The sequence below is a fragment of the Nonomuraea candida genome (assembly GCF_000725485.1).
Lineage (GTDB): Bacteria > Actinomycetota > Actinomycetes > Streptosporangiales > Streptosporangiaceae > Nonomuraea > Nonomuraea candida.
Genome location: NZ_JOAG01000017.1, coordinates 19,818 through 34,693 on the forward strand (window position 1 = coordinate 19,818; position 14,876 = coordinate 34,693).

At 74.3% G+C, this 14,876-nt stretch carries 12 protein-coding genes; 7 read left to right on the forward strand and 5 right to left on the reverse strand.

Annotated features, from left to right (window positions below; translation table 11 throughout):
• Window positions 1-51 precede the first annotated feature (51 nt).
• The 4 genes from fahA to IO39_RS17680 form a co-directional block, all read right to left on the reverse strand.
• Entirely contained in the window at window positions 52-1,155 is a 1,104-nt protein-coding gene (gene fahA / locus IO39_RS17665; protein ID WP_043623879.1) for a fumarylacetoacetase, read from the reverse strand.
• Window positions 1,152-1,937 (reverse strand): hypothetical protein, encoded by a 786-nt coding sequence (locus tag IO39_RS17670; protein WP_052423030.1) that lies wholly within the window; start codon window positions 1,935-1,937, stop codon window positions 1,152-1,154. The genes fahA and IO39_RS17670 overlap by 4 nt, the downstream gene beginning before the upstream one ends.
• The gene (locus IO39_RS17675) at window positions 1,934-3,103 is read right to left on the reverse strand and encodes a homogentisate 1,2-dioxygenase (RefSeq protein WP_043623882.1); all 1,170 of its coding nucleotides are present in this window, start codon (window positions 3,101-3,103) and stop codon (window positions 1,934-1,936) included. Before IO39_RS17675 ends, IO39_RS17670 begins: the two co-directional genes overlap by 4 nt.
• Before the next feature lie 80 nt (window positions 3,104-3,183).
• Complete coding sequence (locus tag IO39_RS17680; protein ID WP_043623885.1) at window positions 3,184-3,813, reverse strand: IclR family transcriptional regulator; 630 nt, start codon at window positions 3,811-3,813, stop codon at window positions 3,184-3,186.
• A gap of 71 nt (window positions 3,814-3,884) precedes the next feature.
• On the opposite strand from IO39_RS17680, the gene IO39_RS17685 reads away from it, so the two are divergent.
• The 3 genes from IO39_RS17685 to IO39_RS17695 all read left to right on the forward strand — a co-directional run bounded on the left by IO39_RS17685 (window position 3,885) and on the right by IO39_RS17695 (window position 6,343).
• Entirely contained in the window at window positions 3,885-4,514 is a 630-nt protein-coding gene (locus IO39_RS17685; RefSeq protein ID WP_157548524.1) for a hypothetical protein, read from the forward strand.
• Between the two features lie 92 nt (window positions 4,515-4,606).
• The gene (locus IO39_RS17690; RefSeq protein ID WP_084773026.1) at window positions 4,607-5,725 is read left to right on the forward strand and encodes an NAD(P)/FAD-dependent oxidoreductase; all 1,119 of its coding nucleotides are present in this window, start codon (window positions 4,607-4,609) and stop codon (window positions 5,723-5,725) included.
• A gap of 141 nt (window positions 5,726-5,866) precedes the next feature.
• A complete protein-coding gene (locus IO39_RS17695) occupies window positions 5,867-6,343 on the forward strand; it encodes a hypothetical protein (RefSeq protein ID WP_052423031.1) in 477 nt (158 codons plus the stop codon).
• On the opposite strand, the gene IO39_RS17700 is transcribed toward IO39_RS17695, so the two are convergent.
• Window positions 6,325-7,578, reverse strand: coding sequence for an MFS transporter (locus IO39_RS17700; protein ID WP_043623894.1), 1,254 nt, complete (start codon window positions 7,576-7,578; stop codon window positions 6,325-6,327). The genes IO39_RS17695 and IO39_RS17700 overlap by 19 nt on opposite strands.
• Window positions 7,579-7,765: 187 nt before the next feature.
• On the opposite strand from IO39_RS17700, the gene IO39_RS17705 reads away from it, so the two are divergent.
• The 4 genes from IO39_RS17705 to IO39_RS17720 all read left to right on the forward strand — a co-directional run bounded on the left by IO39_RS17705 (window position 7,766) and on the right by IO39_RS17720 (window position 14,864).
• Window positions 7,766-9,544, forward strand: a complete 1,779-nt coding sequence (locus IO39_RS17705; protein ID WP_043623897.1) for a fatty acyl-AMP ligase — start codon at window positions 7,766-7,768, stop codon at window positions 9,542-9,544.
• 67 nt (window positions 9,545-9,611) lie between these two features.
• Window positions 9,612-12,131 carry an MMPL family transporter gene (locus IO39_RS17710; RefSeq protein ID WP_063765299.1) on the forward strand — a complete coding sequence of 840 codons (2,520 nt, stop codon included), beginning with the start codon at window positions 9,612-9,614 and terminating at the stop codon, window positions 12,129-12,131.
• Window positions 12,132-12,259: 128 nt separating this feature from the next.
• Window positions 12,260-13,564, forward strand: coding sequence for an MFS transporter (locus IO39_RS17715; RefSeq protein ID WP_052423032.1), 1,305 nt, complete (start codon window positions 12,260-12,262; stop codon window positions 13,562-13,564).
• 91 nt (window positions 13,565-13,655) lie between these two features.
• Window positions 13,656-14,864 carry a glycosyltransferase gene (locus IO39_RS17720; protein ID WP_043623900.1) on the forward strand — a complete coding sequence of 403 codons (1,209 nt, stop codon included), beginning with the start codon at window positions 13,656-13,658 and terminating at the stop codon, window positions 14,862-14,864.
• Window positions 14,865-14,876 lie beyond the last annotated feature (12 nt).

Sequence of the window (14,876 nt, forward strand, 5' to 3'; positions counted from 1 at the left end):
AGGGGTGTTCCCAGGGTAGCGGTGAGTCACATCGCAAGCACGTCGAGTCACTTATCCGACAGTTCCGGAAACCTCCCCGAGGGACAGCCCGCCGGCGGTGGCGCGGATGGTCACCGTGTCGCCGTCCTGGAGGAACGTGCGGGTCTCGCCGCCCGCCAGCTTGATCGGCTCGGCGCCGTTCCAGGTCAGCTCGATGAGCGAGCCGCGCTCGTCCGGCTCGGGGCCGGAGATCGTGCCGCTGGCGAACAGGTCGCCGGTGCGCAGCGAGGCCCCGTTGACCGTCATGTGCGCGAGCATCTGGTCGGGTGTCCAGTACATCGCCGAGTACGGCGGCCGCGCCACGACCTCCCCGTTGAGCAGGATCTCGACCGTGATGTCCAGCCCCCAGTCGCCCTGCCGGCGCAGATAGCCGAGCGGCTCCGGGTCCTGGGCCCGCCCGGGGATCCTGGGCAGCGCCTCCAGCGGCGTGACCCAGGGCGAGACCGACGTGGCGAACGACTTGGCCAGGAACGGCCCCAGCGGCACGTACTCCCACGCCTGGATGTCGCGCGCGCTCCAGTCGTTGACCAGCGTCACCCCGAACACGTGGTCCTCGAACGCCCCGGCGGGCGAGCCGGGCTCGGTCGGCACGCCCACCACGAACCCCAGCTCGGCCTCGATGTCGAGCTTGCGGCACGGCCCGAACTCCCCGGCGCCGAGCTGCCCCCGCGGCCGCTTGACCGGCGTGCCGGACACCACCACCGTGCCCGCCCGGCCGTGGTAGCCGACCGGCAGGTGCCGCCAGTTGGGCTGCAGCGGCTCGGAGCCGGGGCGGAAGATCCGGCCGATGTTGCTCGCGTGGTCGATCGAGCAGTAGAAGTCGACGTAGTCGGCCACCTCGAACGGCAGGTGCAGGCACACCTGGTCGAGCGGGATCAGGTGCCGCTCGGTGACGGACAGGTCGCTCGTCAGCTTGTTCCTGATCAGCGTCCTGGTGTCGTGCCAGGCCGCGCGGCCCCTGGCCATGAACGGGTTGAGCGACGGGGCGGCGAAGACCTCGTCGTGCAGGGCGGGGGCCAGGTCGAGCACCTTGTCGCCGTACCGGACGCCGACCCTGGGCTGCTGCCCGGGGCAGGAGAAGACGCCGTACGGCAGGTTGTCCACACCCCAGCTCACGTGTCCTCCTCGATCAGTCCGAGCGTGCGCAGGTCGTCCAGCGGCGCGGTGGTGTTGCACGAGCCGTAGCTCACCAGCAGCCGCCGGGCCCGCCGCGCGGTCTCCTCCGGCACGGCGCGGGCCAGCCGCACGAGGTGCCCCACGTCGGTGGTGCGCAGCGCGGGCGCCGGGTCGCGCCCCTCGACGGCCTCGCAGACGGCCAGCAGCAGGTTCAGGAACCCGTGGCGGTCCACGCCGAGCGAGGGGTCGAAGTGGCGCACGGCGTGGTGCAGCCCGGCCGTGGCCTTGAACGGGATGTCGTTGTCGGCGCAGGACCTGATGAACTGCCCCAGGTGCTCGACCGGCGGGAACGCCTCGGCCGTCTCGCCGCCGCAGCGGACCTTCAGCCCGACGTTCTCCGGCAGCTCGACGGCCATCTTGCGGGGCGGTACCTCGGCGAACAGCCGCACGCCGGCCGGCAGGTCGAGCCGCTGGACCAGCTCCGTCACCGACACGTCGGCGGGCAGGCGCGTCTCCACGTAGTCGACGGGCAGGTCGGAGAAGTCGGGCAGCGTGCTGGTGTCGAGGATCAGGCCGATCCGGCGCGGCCGGTAGTCGATGCCGCGCAGCCGGTCGATGCGGCTGGCCGGGCAGAGGAAGCGGTGGGTGAGGACGTCGCTGCCGCGCTCCAGGTCGCGCCGGTTGCGGGCCAGGGCCTCGTCCATGTGCAGGGACGTCGGCGGGAACAGGCCGGCGTCGTCGACCAGCGCGGTGTACAGGCTCGTGGCCGGGCCGGTGCTCATCGTGCCCAGGTCCAGGCGTATCCGGGGTCCTCGCAGGACAACGCGCCCCTGCCGAGGTCGAGCGGGCGGAAGGTGTCCACCATGACGGCCATCTCGGTGGTCGTCGTGACGCCGCGCGAGACCGCGTCGATGACCGCCTCCACCGCGCCGGGCTGGGGCCCGTGCGTGAAGCCGGCCGGATGCAGCGAGACGGACCCGACGTCGATGCCGGAGCCGGCCCGCGCCGAGTAGTCGCCGCCCACGTAGAACATGAACTCGTCGGAGTCCACGTTGTGATGGTTGTACGGGATCGGCACGGCCTCGGGATGGTAGTCGAGCGGCCGCGGGCAGAACGAGCACACCACGAACCCCGGCCCCTCGAACGTCTGGTGCACCGGCGGCGGCGCGTGCGTCTTCTTCACGATGGGCTCGAAGTCGTTGATGTTGAACGCGTACGGATAGAGGTAGCCGTCCCAGCCGACCACGTCGAAGGGGTGGTGGCGGTAGACGAGCCTGGTCAGCCCGCCGCGCGTGCGCACCAGCACCGGCACCTCCTCGCCCTCGGCGAGGAACGGCTCGGACGGGGCCCGCAGGTCGCGCTCGCAGTAGGGCGCGTGCTCCAGGAACTGGCCGTACTGCGACAGGTAGCGCTTGGGCGGCCTGATGTGCCCGGACGCCTCGATGGCCAGCACGTTGACCACCCCGTCGGGCACCCAGCGGTGGATGGTGCCGGTCGGGACGATGACGTAGTCGCCCTCGCCGGCCTCGATCACGCCGTACGTGGACTCGAAGCGCACCCGCCCGCGCTGGACGTATACGCACTCGTCGCCCATGGAGTTGCGGTAGAGGTCGCTGGGCTGGTCGCTGGTGGCGTACGACAACCGGACGTCGGCGTTGCCCGCCAGCAGCAGGCGGCCCGTGATCAGGTCGCCCGCGCTGAGCAGGTCCTGCGTGCGGAAGTGGCGGGGCGAGAGCGGCAGGTTGGGCTCCAGGCGCGCCTCCACGGACGGCGTGACCGCCTCCGCCTTGATGATGGCCGTCGGCAGGTGGCGGTGGTAGAGCAACGAGGAGTCGGACGAGAAGCCCTCCTCGCCCATCAGCTCCTCCGCGTAGAGACCGCCGTCCGGCCGTCTGAACTGCACGTGCCGTTTGCGCGGCACCTCTCCCACGACCCGGTAGTGCGGCATCCTGCCCCTCCGTCCCTGTCCTATTATCGGACGAGCATGTCCTATATTTGTGAATACCGTCCGTCATCGATGGGCAGATGTCAACCCAGCGCGGCGGCCAGCTCCGCGGCCGCGGCCACCACGCGTGGCCCCGCGGACTCCTCCAGCGGCCCGAACGTCACCACCCCCACCGACGCCTCCAGCCAGGGCAGTCCGGTCACCGGCGCGGCGACGCCCCGGGCCCCCTCCTGCAACTGCCCCTCCGTGACGAAGTAGTCGTGCCCGCCCTCGCGCAGCGCCAGGATCGCCCGCCCCGCCGCGCCCTTGGTGAGCGGATGGCGCGAGCCCTCGCGGTAGGCCACGTGCATGTCGGTCCACGACGGCTCCACCACCGCCACGGCCAGCCCGTCGTCACCCTCGGCCACGGTCAGGTGCGCGGTCGCGCCCACCTGCTCGGCCAGCCGCCGCAACGTCGGCACCGCCGCCGCCCGCAGCAGCGGCTGCACGGCCCGGGCCAGCGCCAGCACCCCGAACCCGAGGTGCACCCGCCCCTCGGCGTCCCTGCGCACGAACCCCTCGCCCAGCAGCGTCGTCAGCAGCCGGTAGACCACGGGCCTGCTCAGCGACAGCTCCCCGCTCAGCTCGGTCGGCGTGCGGCCGCCCTTGCCGTCGGCGAGCAGTCTCAGCAGGCGTAGCCCGCGTTCCAGGGTCTGAGCGGATTCAGCGGCCATGAGCACGATTATGGAGTGACGCTGCGCGGTTGAGGGGGTACGTATCGGCGTAGAAGAGCCGGGGGGTAATGATGCGGCAAAAGTGGGTTCTCCTGCTTGCCGGGCTGGCCGTGTGCGCCCTGACCCCTGCCCTGCCCTCGATCACCACCACGCACATGGCGCAGATGTCGCGCCAGACCCCGCTCTCGCCCGCCGACCGGAGCCTGGTGTCGGACACCTTCTACCTCACCGTCGGCATCGAGGTCAGCCAGTGGCTGCTGCCCACCGTCAAGGGCGCCACCTTCCGGCCCGCCTACCTCGCCGTGGGGGTCAGGCTCGACCAGGGCGGCCGCCTCTACGGCAGGCCGCAGCGCTCGGGCACCTACGTCGTCCCCGTCCAGGTCTGCTCGGCCGAGACGTGCCGGCAGCAGGACGTCACGCTCGTGGTCCTGGCCAACGTGCCGTGGGAGCCGCGCGAGCTGACCTTCCCCGGCAAGGCCGGCACCCCGCTGGACGGCGAGATCGGCATCAACGGCGGCCCGGCCGGCGTGATACCCACCTTCACGGTGACCGACCACGACAAGGTGCCGCAGGGCGTCAGCATCGGGCCCGACGGCCACGTGGGCGGCGTGCCGGCGGCGCCGGGGCTGGCGGAGGTGCCGGTGCGCATCTGCGTGGCGGGCAACTGCGCGGGCGTCGTCGTCCGCCTCATCATCGTGTGACTGGCATCGTGTGACGGCATCCTCGTGTGACGGCATCCTCGTGTGACGGCCGCCCCTTGTGGCGCGGCCCGTTCTCCGGTCACCGTGGATCCATGAAATCGGTCATTGTGGTCGGAGCGGGTATTTGGGGGTCGTCGCTGGCGTTGCGGCTGGCCGAAACCGGCTGGCGCGTGACGCTGGTCGAGCAGCACAAGCCGGGTCACGTCCGGCAGTCCAGCGCGGGCGAGACGCGGCTGCTGCGCTGCGCGCACGGCGCCGACGACTGGTACGCCCGCCTCGCGTGGCAGGCCAGGGACGGCTGGCGGCGGCTGGGCGAGCGGGCGGGCGAGGAGCTCTACCTGGAGGCCGGCATGGTGTGGTTCGCCGGGACGCCCGACGGGTGGGAGCACGCCAGCGCCACCGTGCTGAAGAACCTGGACATCCCCTGCGAGGTGCTGGACCCGGCAGACGGGGGCCGGTTCTTCCCCGGCTTCCGCGGCGACGACCTCAGCTTCCTGCTCTGGGAGCCGCACGCGGGCGTGATCAGGGCCAGGCGCGCGACCCAGGTGACCGCGGCGCTGGCGCGGGCGGCCGGGGCCCGGCCGGTCAGGGCGCGGGCGACGCCCGTGGCCGGCGGGGCGGCGGCGGTGGAGATCGACGGGGAGGTGCACCGGGCCGACCGGGTGGTGTGGGCGTGCGGGGCCTGGCTGCCCGCGCTGTTCGACGGCCTGCCGATCACCGTGACCAAGCAGGACACGCTGCACTTCGCGGCGCCGCCCGCGTGGTCGGTCCCCGAGACGCCCGCCTGGGTGGACCACGGGGCCTCGGCGTACGGGCACGGCGACGTGGACGGGGTGGGCATGAAGGCGACCTCCGACGCGGAGGGGGCGCCGTACGAGCCCGAGCACGGCCCGCGCGTGGTGGACGCGGTCAGCGTCGAGCGGGCCAGGAGCTACCTGGCCCGCAGGTTCCCCGGGCTGGCGCAGGCGCCGGTGCTGTTCAGCCAGGTCTGCCAGTACGCGCTCACGCCCGACGCCGAGTGGCTGCTCGCCGAGGTCTCGCCCGGCGTGTGGCTGCTGGGCGGGGACTCGGGGCACGGGTTCAAGCACGCGCCGGCGCTGGCCGGATACGTGGCGGGCGTGCTGGACGGCGCGTACGGCCCCGAGCCGCGCTTCGGCCTGCACGACCGCGTCCCCAGCCGCGGCCTGCGCACCAGCGGCCGGGTGGGATAGGCCGCCCCCGCCTCGGGGCCGTGCGGAGGCGACCGGGCGGGGTGAGGTGTTCCCTACCGGAAGTCGGGGGACGGCGGGCATGCCCCGGAGGGGCCCCGCGGCGGAGACTTCAGTGGTCAGCAACACTAACTGGAGGCCGCAATGACCAGCGTCACCGAACTTCGTGAGACTTCCCGTGAGACCGCCACGCCTCCGCCCGTCGTGCAGACCGCCGCCACGCTGTGGTTGTCGGCGGTCGCGTTCGGCGCGTTCGAGGCCGTGCTGATGGTCGGCACGATGCTGTACGAGGGCGCCGCGCCGCTCGGCCTGCTGCCGGGCGCCGGGTTCCGGCTGGCCGTGTTCGCCGGGGCGATCTTCCTGGCGCTGCGGCTGAGGCGCGGGGCCAACTGGGCGCGCTGGACGCTGGCGGGCACGCTCGGCGTGTTCGGCACGATCTCCCTGGTGAAGGAGCCCGTCGAGTACCTGCTCGCGGGCGGCTCGATCGCCGAGGCCGCGGCCGGCCTGGACACCGTGGGCTGGCTCTTCGCCGCCAGCCGGATCCTGCACGTGGTGAGCGTGCTGGGCGCGCTGGCCCTGATGTTCCAGCCCAGGGCCAACGCCTACTTCAGGTCGGCCTGAGCCGCCCGCGCGCCGGGCGCGCGCATGGTGCGCACCGCGGGGGACAGCAGCGCGAGCAGCGTGGCCACCACGACGATGACGGCGCAGCCGAGCAGCGACTCCTCGGTGCCGAACCAGCCCGCCGCGGGCGCGGCCAGCAGCAGCCCGATGGGGCCGAACATCAGCGACCCGAGCATGTCGTACGAGCTCACCCGCGACAACGACTCGGCCGGGATCTCGCGCTGGATCGTGGTCTGCCAGAGCACGCCGAACACGTCGAAGCACACGCCCAGCACGAACGCCCCCGCCACGATCGCCCACAGCGGCGCGTCGAGCCCCAGCAGCACGTACGGCAGCGCGGACGGCAGGCACAGCAGCACCCCCACCAGGATGGGCCGCCGGGGCCGCAGCCGCAGTGACACCAGCACCCCGGCCATCGTGCCGACGGCCTCGCCGGCCAGGAACGCCGACCAGGCCGCCGGGCCGCCGAGGCTCTCCTTGGCCAGCAGCGGGCCGAGCACGCCGTGCCCGGCCTGGAGGGCCATGACCAGCAGGGAGAACTGCGCGACGACCACCCAGAGCCACTGCCGCGAGCGGAACTCCCGCCAGCCGTCACGCAGGTCGGCCAGCATGGAGTGGCGCTCGCCCCTGGGCCGCTCGCCGGGCGCCATCCGCAACATCGCGATGAGCAGGCCGGCGACCGCGAACATCGCGCCGCTGACCGCCAGCGCCCAGCCGCCGCCGACCAGCACCACCGTGCCGCCGCCCAGCACCGCGCCCGCCACCCGCGAGGCGTTCGCGCCCATGCCGAGCAGCGCGTTGCCGGTCTGCAGCCGGTCGAGCGGGACCACCTCGGGGATGATCCCGGTCAGCGCCGGGAACGTGATCGCGCTGGCCACCCCGGCCAGCGCCGCCGCCACGATCAGCGCGGGCAGCGGGGCCCAGCCGGTGAGCAGCATCGCGGCCAGCGCGAGGAAGCCGGCCGCCATGAGGAACTCGCCGGTCATCATCACCCGCTGGCGCGGCAGCCGGTCCGCGATCACACCGCCGACCAGCATGAACAGGATCATGGGCAGCGACTCGGCGGCGAGCACCGCCGACAGGGTGAAGGCGGTCGCGCCGGGCAGGTGGAGGATGCCGAACGCCAGCGCCACGGGGGAGAACGCGCTGCCGAGCACGGAGATGGTCCGGGCCGTCAGCAGGAGGGCGAACCGGCGGTCCTTGAGCAGACCGAGATCGCCAAGATAGCTGTGCACCGGCGCGAACCCCCTGGAAAAGCGGCAAACTCCGTTATTCTGCCGGACCTCGCGTGCCATGTCGTGTGCTTATTTATTGTCACGCGGGTAACAAGATCGACCGCGGAATGTGCCGGTGTTTGGCAAGAATCGTGCCGGTCGTCTCCCGTAATTTGCTAGGTCCCTGCTGGCGGCGAGGGGACCAGGCATGCGCGAGACGCTGATCGCACGGGTGGCCCGGTGGGCCGGGGAGATCCCGCAGGCGCCCGCGTACACGTTCGTCGATCACCTCGGGGACGGCGCGCGGCACACGCTCACCTGGGCCGGGGCCGATCTGCGGGCCCGCGCCCTCGCCGTGCGGCTGCGCGAGCTGGCCGCGCCGGGCGACCGGGCGGCGGTGCTCGTGCCGCAGGGGCTGGACTACGTGGTGGCGATGCTGGGCACGATGTACGCCCGGCTCGTCGCGGTGCCGCTGTTCGCGCCGGGGCTGCCGGGGCACGCCGAGCGGCTGGCCGGGGCGTACGCCGACGCCGACCCCCTCGTCGTGCTGACCACCACCGCCGCCCTGCCCGGCGTCACCGGCTTCCTGGCCGGCGCGCCGGCCCCCAAGCACGTGCTCACCGTGGACACCGTCTCCGGCCTGCTGGCCGACGAGTGGGAGCCCGAGCCGCCGGGTCCCGGGGAACTGGCCTACCTGCAGTACACCTCCGGCTCCACCCGCGCGCCCGCCGGGGTCGAGATCACGCACGGGAACCTCACGGCCAACGCCGCCCAGCTCTGGGAGGTGGTCAGGGCCCGGCCCAGGACCTCGGTAGCGGCGTTGTGGCTGCCGCTCTTCCACGACATGGGGCTGGTCGCCACCGTGGCGATGCCGATCATGGGCGGCAACCTGGCGGTGTTCATGGACCCGGTGGCGTTCGTCATGCGGCCGGTGCGCTGGTTGCGGCTGCTGTCGGAGTTCGCGGACGTGTTCACCGGCGGGCCCAACTTCGCCTACGAGTACACCGCCGCCCGCGTCACCCCCGAGGAGAAGGCCGGGCTGGACCTGTCCGGGGTGCGGGTCATGCTGAACGGCGCCGAGCCGGTGCGGCCGGGCGCGATCGAGGCGTTCGACGCGGCGTTCGCCGGGTGCGGGCTGCGGCCCGAGGCGCACACGCCCGCGTACGGGCTGGCCGAGGCGACCGTCTTCGTCGCCGCGAGCGGGCGGGACGAGCGGCCGGTGGTGACCGCGTTCGACCGCGACGCGCTGCGCGAGGGCCGCGCGGCGCCGGCCGGGACGGGGGCACGCAGCACGCTCGTCTCCTGCGGGCGGCCCCACGGCCAGCGCGTCCGGGCCGTCGGCCCCGACGGGCGGGCGCTGCCGGACGGCGAGGTGGGCGAGCTGTGGGTGCGCGGGCCGAACGTGGCCCGCGCCTACTGGCGCGACCCCGAGCGCAGCGCCGAGGTCTTCGGCGCGACCCTGCCGGACGAAGACGGCGGGGACGGTGATGACGACGCGGGCGATGACCTCGGGGACGGCGGGGACGTCGGGGACGGCGGAGACGGCGGGGGCGGCGGAGACGGCGGCTGGTTGCGGACCGGGGATCTGGGCGTCTGGTACGGCGGGCGGCTCTACGTCACCGGACGGATCAAGGACCTGGTCATCGTGGACGGGCGCAACCACTACCCGCAGGACATCGAGGTCACCGTGCAGGAGGCGCACCCGGCCATCAGGCGCGACCGGGTGGCGGCCTTCGCGGTGCCGGGCGGGGAGACGGAGCGGCTCGTGGTGGTGGCCGAGCGGTCGCGGCACGGGCAGGGCGCCGACCCGGACGAGGTGACGCGGGCGGTACGGGCGGCCGTCCGGAAATATCACGACCTGGCGGTGCACGACTTCGTCCTGACCGAGGCCGGGACCGTGCCGAGGACGTCGAGCGGGAAGATCGCCCGCCGGGCCTGCCTGCGGGCGTACCTGGAGGGCCTGGTCGTCCGAGCCGGCGTTGACTGACCGGGCGCCGGCTGAGCGAACGCCGGCTGAGCGGGCGTCGGCCGGGCGGGCGTCGGCTGAGCGGGCGTTGACCGGGCGGGCACCGGCTGAGCGGGCGGCCGGGCCGGCGCCGGCCGGGTCGACGCTGTTCGGGTCGGTGGGCCGGCTCGTCCACCGGGGCCGGTGGACGGTGCTGGCGCTGACCCTGGCGGCGGCCGTCCTCCTCGCGCCGCTCGGGCTGGAGCTGTTCGGCCGGATGGCGGACGGCGGCTTCGAGGACCCGCGCGCCGACTCCACCACCGCCGCCCGCTGGAACGACGAGTGGTACGGCGGGCACGCCCCCGACGTGGTCGTGCTCTACCGGCACCCGACCGTCAAAGTGCGCGACGCCCGGTACAGGAAGGCGGTGCACGCGTCGTTGCGGGCGCTGCCGGGGGCGCACGTGCGCCGGATGGCGACGTACTGGACGACGGGGTCGGAGAAGATGGTCTCCGAGGACGGGCACGCGACGTACGCGCTGGTCACGCTGAAGGGCGACGAGCAGCGTGCCTACGCGGCGATCGCCGACCGGCTCAGGGACGTCGAGAACCTGCACGTGTCGGTCGGCGGGTCCGTGCCGCTGCTGGCCGAGCTGAACGACCAGACCGCCGCCGACCTCGCCCGCGCCGAGGCCATCTCCCTGCCGGTGCTGCTGGTGCTGCTCGTGGTGGTGTTCGGCAGCCTGGTGGCGGCCGGGCTGCCGCTGGTCGTGGGGCTGCTCGCGGTGCTCGGCGCGCTGGTGCTGCTGCGGCTGCTCACCGAGGTCACCGAGGTCTCCGTCTTCTCGCTGAACGTCGTCACCATGCTCGGGCTGGGCCTGGCCATCGACTATTCGCTCTTCGTGCTCAAGGCGTTCAGGGAGGAGATCGGGCGCGGGGCCACCAACGAGCAGGCCGTCGTGCGCACCCTGGCCACCGCCGGGCGCACCGTGGCCTTCTCCGGGCTGACGGTGGCCACGGCGCTGCTGGGGCTGCTGCTGTTCCCGCAGATGTTCCTGCGCTCGATCGGGCTGGGGGCGGCGGCCGTCGTGCTGGTCGCGATGGTGGCCGCGCTGGTCGTGCTGCCCGCGATACTGGGGGTGCTCGGGCCGCGCGTGAACGCCCTGCGGCTCACGCCCGACTTCGGGCCCGGGAGCGGCGGCGGCATGTGGCACGCGGTGGCGTCCAGCGTGATGCGCCGGCCCCTGCTGTACCTGGTGGCGGTGACCGCCGTGCTGCTCGCGCTGGCGGCGCCGTTCCTGCACGTGACGTTCGGGAACGTGGACCACAGGGTGCTGCCGGCCGGGTCCGAGAGCCGCCGGGTGGCCGAGACCCTCGACCGGGACTTCGCCAGGAACGCCATGGCGCCCATCGACGTGCACGTCCTGGTCGAACGCGCCTTCACCGGCCCGCCCGCCCGGCCGGGGCCGCTCGGCCAGGGGCACACGCCGATCGGCGCCGTCACCCCCGTCTCGCCCGCCGACGTCCGGCCGTTGGTGCGGCGGCTGGAGCGGCTGCCGCACGTCACCGGGGTCGAGGTGGCGGGGCTCTCGCAGGCCGGCGGCGCGGTGCGGCTGGCCGTCCGTTACGACCAGGACCCGATGTCACAGGAGGCCAGGCAGCTCGTGCGGTCGATCCGGGCGCTGGCCCCCGGGCCGGACGTGCGGCGGGTCGTGGTCGGCGGGCCCACGGCCGCGCAACTGGACCTCCAGGACAGCCTGCTCGCCACGCTGCCGTGGATGGCGCTGGTGGTCTGCTCGGTCACCGGGGCGCTGCTGTTCGCGGCGTTCGGGTCGCTGGTGCTGCCGGTCAAGGCGCTGCTGATGAACGTGCTGTCGATCGGGGCGTCGTTCGGGGTGATCGTCTGGGCCTTCCAGGACGGGCACCTGGCCCCGGTGCTGGGCTTCACCTCCACCGGCTCGGTCGAGGCGACCGTGACCGTGCTCATCCTGGCCGTGGTGTTCGGGCTGTCGATGGACTACGAGCTGTTCCTGCTGTCGCGGGTGCGGGCGGAGTGGCTGCGCACCGGGGACAACACCGCCGCCGTGGCCGCCGGGTTGCAGCAGACCGGCGGCGTGATCACCAGCGCGGCGCTGTTGCTGCTGGTGGTGATCGGGGCCTTCACGACGGCGGGGATCGCGATCGTGAAGCTGCTCGGGGTGGGGATGTTCGTGGCGATCGTGGTGGACGCCACGCTCGTGCGGGCGTTGCTGGTGCCCGCCTCGATGCGGCTGCTGGGCGGCGCCAACTGGTGGCTGCCCCGGTCCTGGCGGCGCTTCCACCGGCGCGTCGAACTCCGCGAGACCCCCGCCCCGGCACTGGAGCCCCCGCCACCGGTCGTCGGCTCGCCCGACGGGCCGCCGGATGGCGTCGCGCCGTGGCCGGGGGTCGCGGAGTCACCGATCGGGCCGGTCGGGCCGACCGTGCGGGGGCGGCCGGCCGTGTTCGGGGCGGACACCGACCCCGTGCCGCTGCCCGAGCCGCAGGCCGAGGGCGAGCGGGCCGGGTGGGTGCGGGTGGCGCACCGGCGGACCCGGGTGGTGCGGGCCGACCCGCGGGGCGGATGGACCTGGGTGGAGGTGGACGAGTGAGCGCAGCCGAACAGGCGAGTGCGGCCGGGAGGGGGAGCGCGGCCGCGGGGGCGGGCGCGGCCGGATCGGGGAGCGGGGCCGGATCGGGGAGCGGGGCCGGTGGGCGGTGGCACACCAAGGGATGGCCGTTGTTCCTCGTCACGGGGTCGGCCGGGTTCATGACCACGCTGGACAACACGGTCGTCACCGTCGCGCTGCCCGCCATCCGGCACGACCTCGGCGCCCGGCTGGCCGCCCTGGAGTGGGTCGCCACCGCGTACATCCTCACCTTCGCCGGCCTCATGCTCGCCGGCGGCCGGCTGGCCGACGTGCACGGGCCGCGCCGGGTGCTGCTGGCGGGGCTGGGCGCCTTCACGGCGGCCTCGCTCGGCGCGGGGCTGGCCGGCTCGATCGAGGTCCTGGTCGCCGCCCGGCTCGCGCAGGGGGCGGGCGCGGCGCTGATCCTGCCCGCGACGCTGGCCGCGCTGGCCGGACGTGAGGAGCGGCAGCGCTCGGCGGGAGTGGCCGTCTGGATGGCCTCAGGCGCGGCGGCGCTGGCGCTCGGGCCCGTGGTGGGTGGCCTGCTCAGCCAGTACGCGCACTGGGGCTGGGTGTTCCTGATCAACGTGCCGGCGGGCGTCGCGGTCATCGCGCTGGCCGCCGTGGCGATCCCGGGGACGCGGCGGCGCGGGCGGGAGCTGGACGCGGCCGGGGCGGCGGCGTCCGTGCTGTTCCTGGGGGCGGGGACGTTCGCGCTGATCCACGGAGGCGAGCACGGGTGGTCGTCGCCCGCCGTCCTGGCCGCGCTGGGCGGGTGCGCGGCGGGCGCGGCGGCGTTCTGGGCGGCCGAGCGGCGGGCCGGGGACCCGATGGTGGACCTGCGGCTGTTCGCGGTGCGCCGCTTCACCGGCGGGGTGGTCGCCCAGGTGCTCTGGGGGCTGGGCGTGAACGGGGTGTTCTTCTACACGGCGATCTTCCTGCAAGGCGTGCTCGGGTTCACGCCGACGGCCTCGGGGCTGGCGTTCGTGCCGCTGGCGCTGCTGGTGGTGCTGGTCACGCCGGTCGCGCCCGGGGTGGCGCGGCGGCTGGGCGCCGGCCGCACGGTGGCCGCCGGGCTCGTGCTGGTGGCGGCCGGGATGGCGCTGGCCGCGACGCTGCGGGCCGGGGACGGGTGGGCGCGGCTGCTGCCCGCCGTGTGCGCGATCGGCGTGGGGTCGGCGCTGACCATGCCGCTCGGGTCGGCGGTCCTGGGGGCCGTGCCCGAGGCGCGGGCCGGGGTGGCGGGCGGCGTCTTCTCCGTCAGCCGGGAGGTCTCCGGCCTGTTCGGGATCGCGGCGGTCGGGGTGATCGTGCACGGCGCGGGCGGCTTCGCGGCAGGCTACTCCGCCGGGCTGCTGGTCGCGGCGGGGCTGGTGCTGGCCGGGGCGCTGATCAGCCTGGTGACACTGTCATGAGGGTCCGCTGCCGTGAGGGTGACATGAGGGTGACGCTGCCGTGAGGGGGAGCCTGCCGTGAGGGGGAGCCTGCCGTGAGGGGGAGCCTGCCGTGAGGGTGGCCGTGCTGGGGCTGGGGTCGCGGGGGGACGCGCAGCCGTGCGCGGCGCTGGCCGGAGGGCTGGCCGGGAGGGGGCACGAGGTCACGTTCGTCGCGGCCGGGAGGTACGCCCGGCTGGCGGGGGCCGGCGTGACGGCGGCGGCGCTGAGCGTGGATCCCCTGGCCGTGGTGGAGAGCGAGGAGGGGCGGCGCTGGCTGAGGAGCGGGCCGCTGGGTTTCGTCCGGGGCTTCAGGAACGTGGTCGAGCCGCTGGCCGCCACGCTGACGTCGGAGGTGGACGCCGCCTGCGCCGGCGCGGACCTGGTGCTGGCCCCCGCGCTGGGCGCCTTCGGCCGGCACCTGCACGACAAGTACGGCATGCCGTACCGGATCCTGCACTTCCAGCCCAGCGAGCCCACCCGCGCCTTCCCCAACCCGCTGGTGCCCCTGGCCACCCTGGGCCCGCGGGCGAACCGGGCCAGCTACGCCCTGGTCGAGCGGCTCGGCTGGCTGGTGCTGGGGCGCATGGTGAACCGCCTGCGGGCGGGCGTGCTCGGGCTGGGCCCGGTGCGCGGGAGCCCGTTCGCGGCCGACCGGCGGGCGCGGGTGCCGGTGTTGTGCGGGGTCAGCCCGCTGGTGGTGCCCCGGCCCGCCGACTGGCCCGGCCACGTGCACCTGACCGGGTACTGGCGGCTGCCCGGCCCCCGGCGGCCGGCCGGCGCGGTGGAGGACTTCCTGGCGGCCGGGCCCGCGCCGGTCTTCGTGGGCTTCGGCAGCATGGTCCCGGACGAGCCCGAGCGGCTGGCCGGCGAGGTGGCGGGCGCGTTGCGGCGGGCCCGGCTGCGCGGCGTCGTGCAGGGGCTGCCCATGCCGGAGGACGACGACGTGCTGGTGGTGGGGGAGGTGGCGCACGACCTGCTCTTCCCGCGCACGGCCGCCGTCGTGCACCACGGCGGCGCGGGGACCACGGCGGCGGGCCTGGCGGCGGGGGTGCCGAACGTGGTGTGCCCGTTCTTCTCCGACCAGCCGTTCTGGGGGCGCAGGGTGGCGGCGCTGGGGGCGGGGCCCCGGCCGCTGCCCGTACGGTCGCTCACCAGGGACGGGCTGGCCGCCCGGCTGCTGGCCGCGGGTGAATACCGGGAGAACGCCGCACGACTGGGACGGCTACTACGCGTTGAGCATGGCGTGAAGAACGCCGTGGATCTCATTGAACGTTATTGATCATCCGGTTAT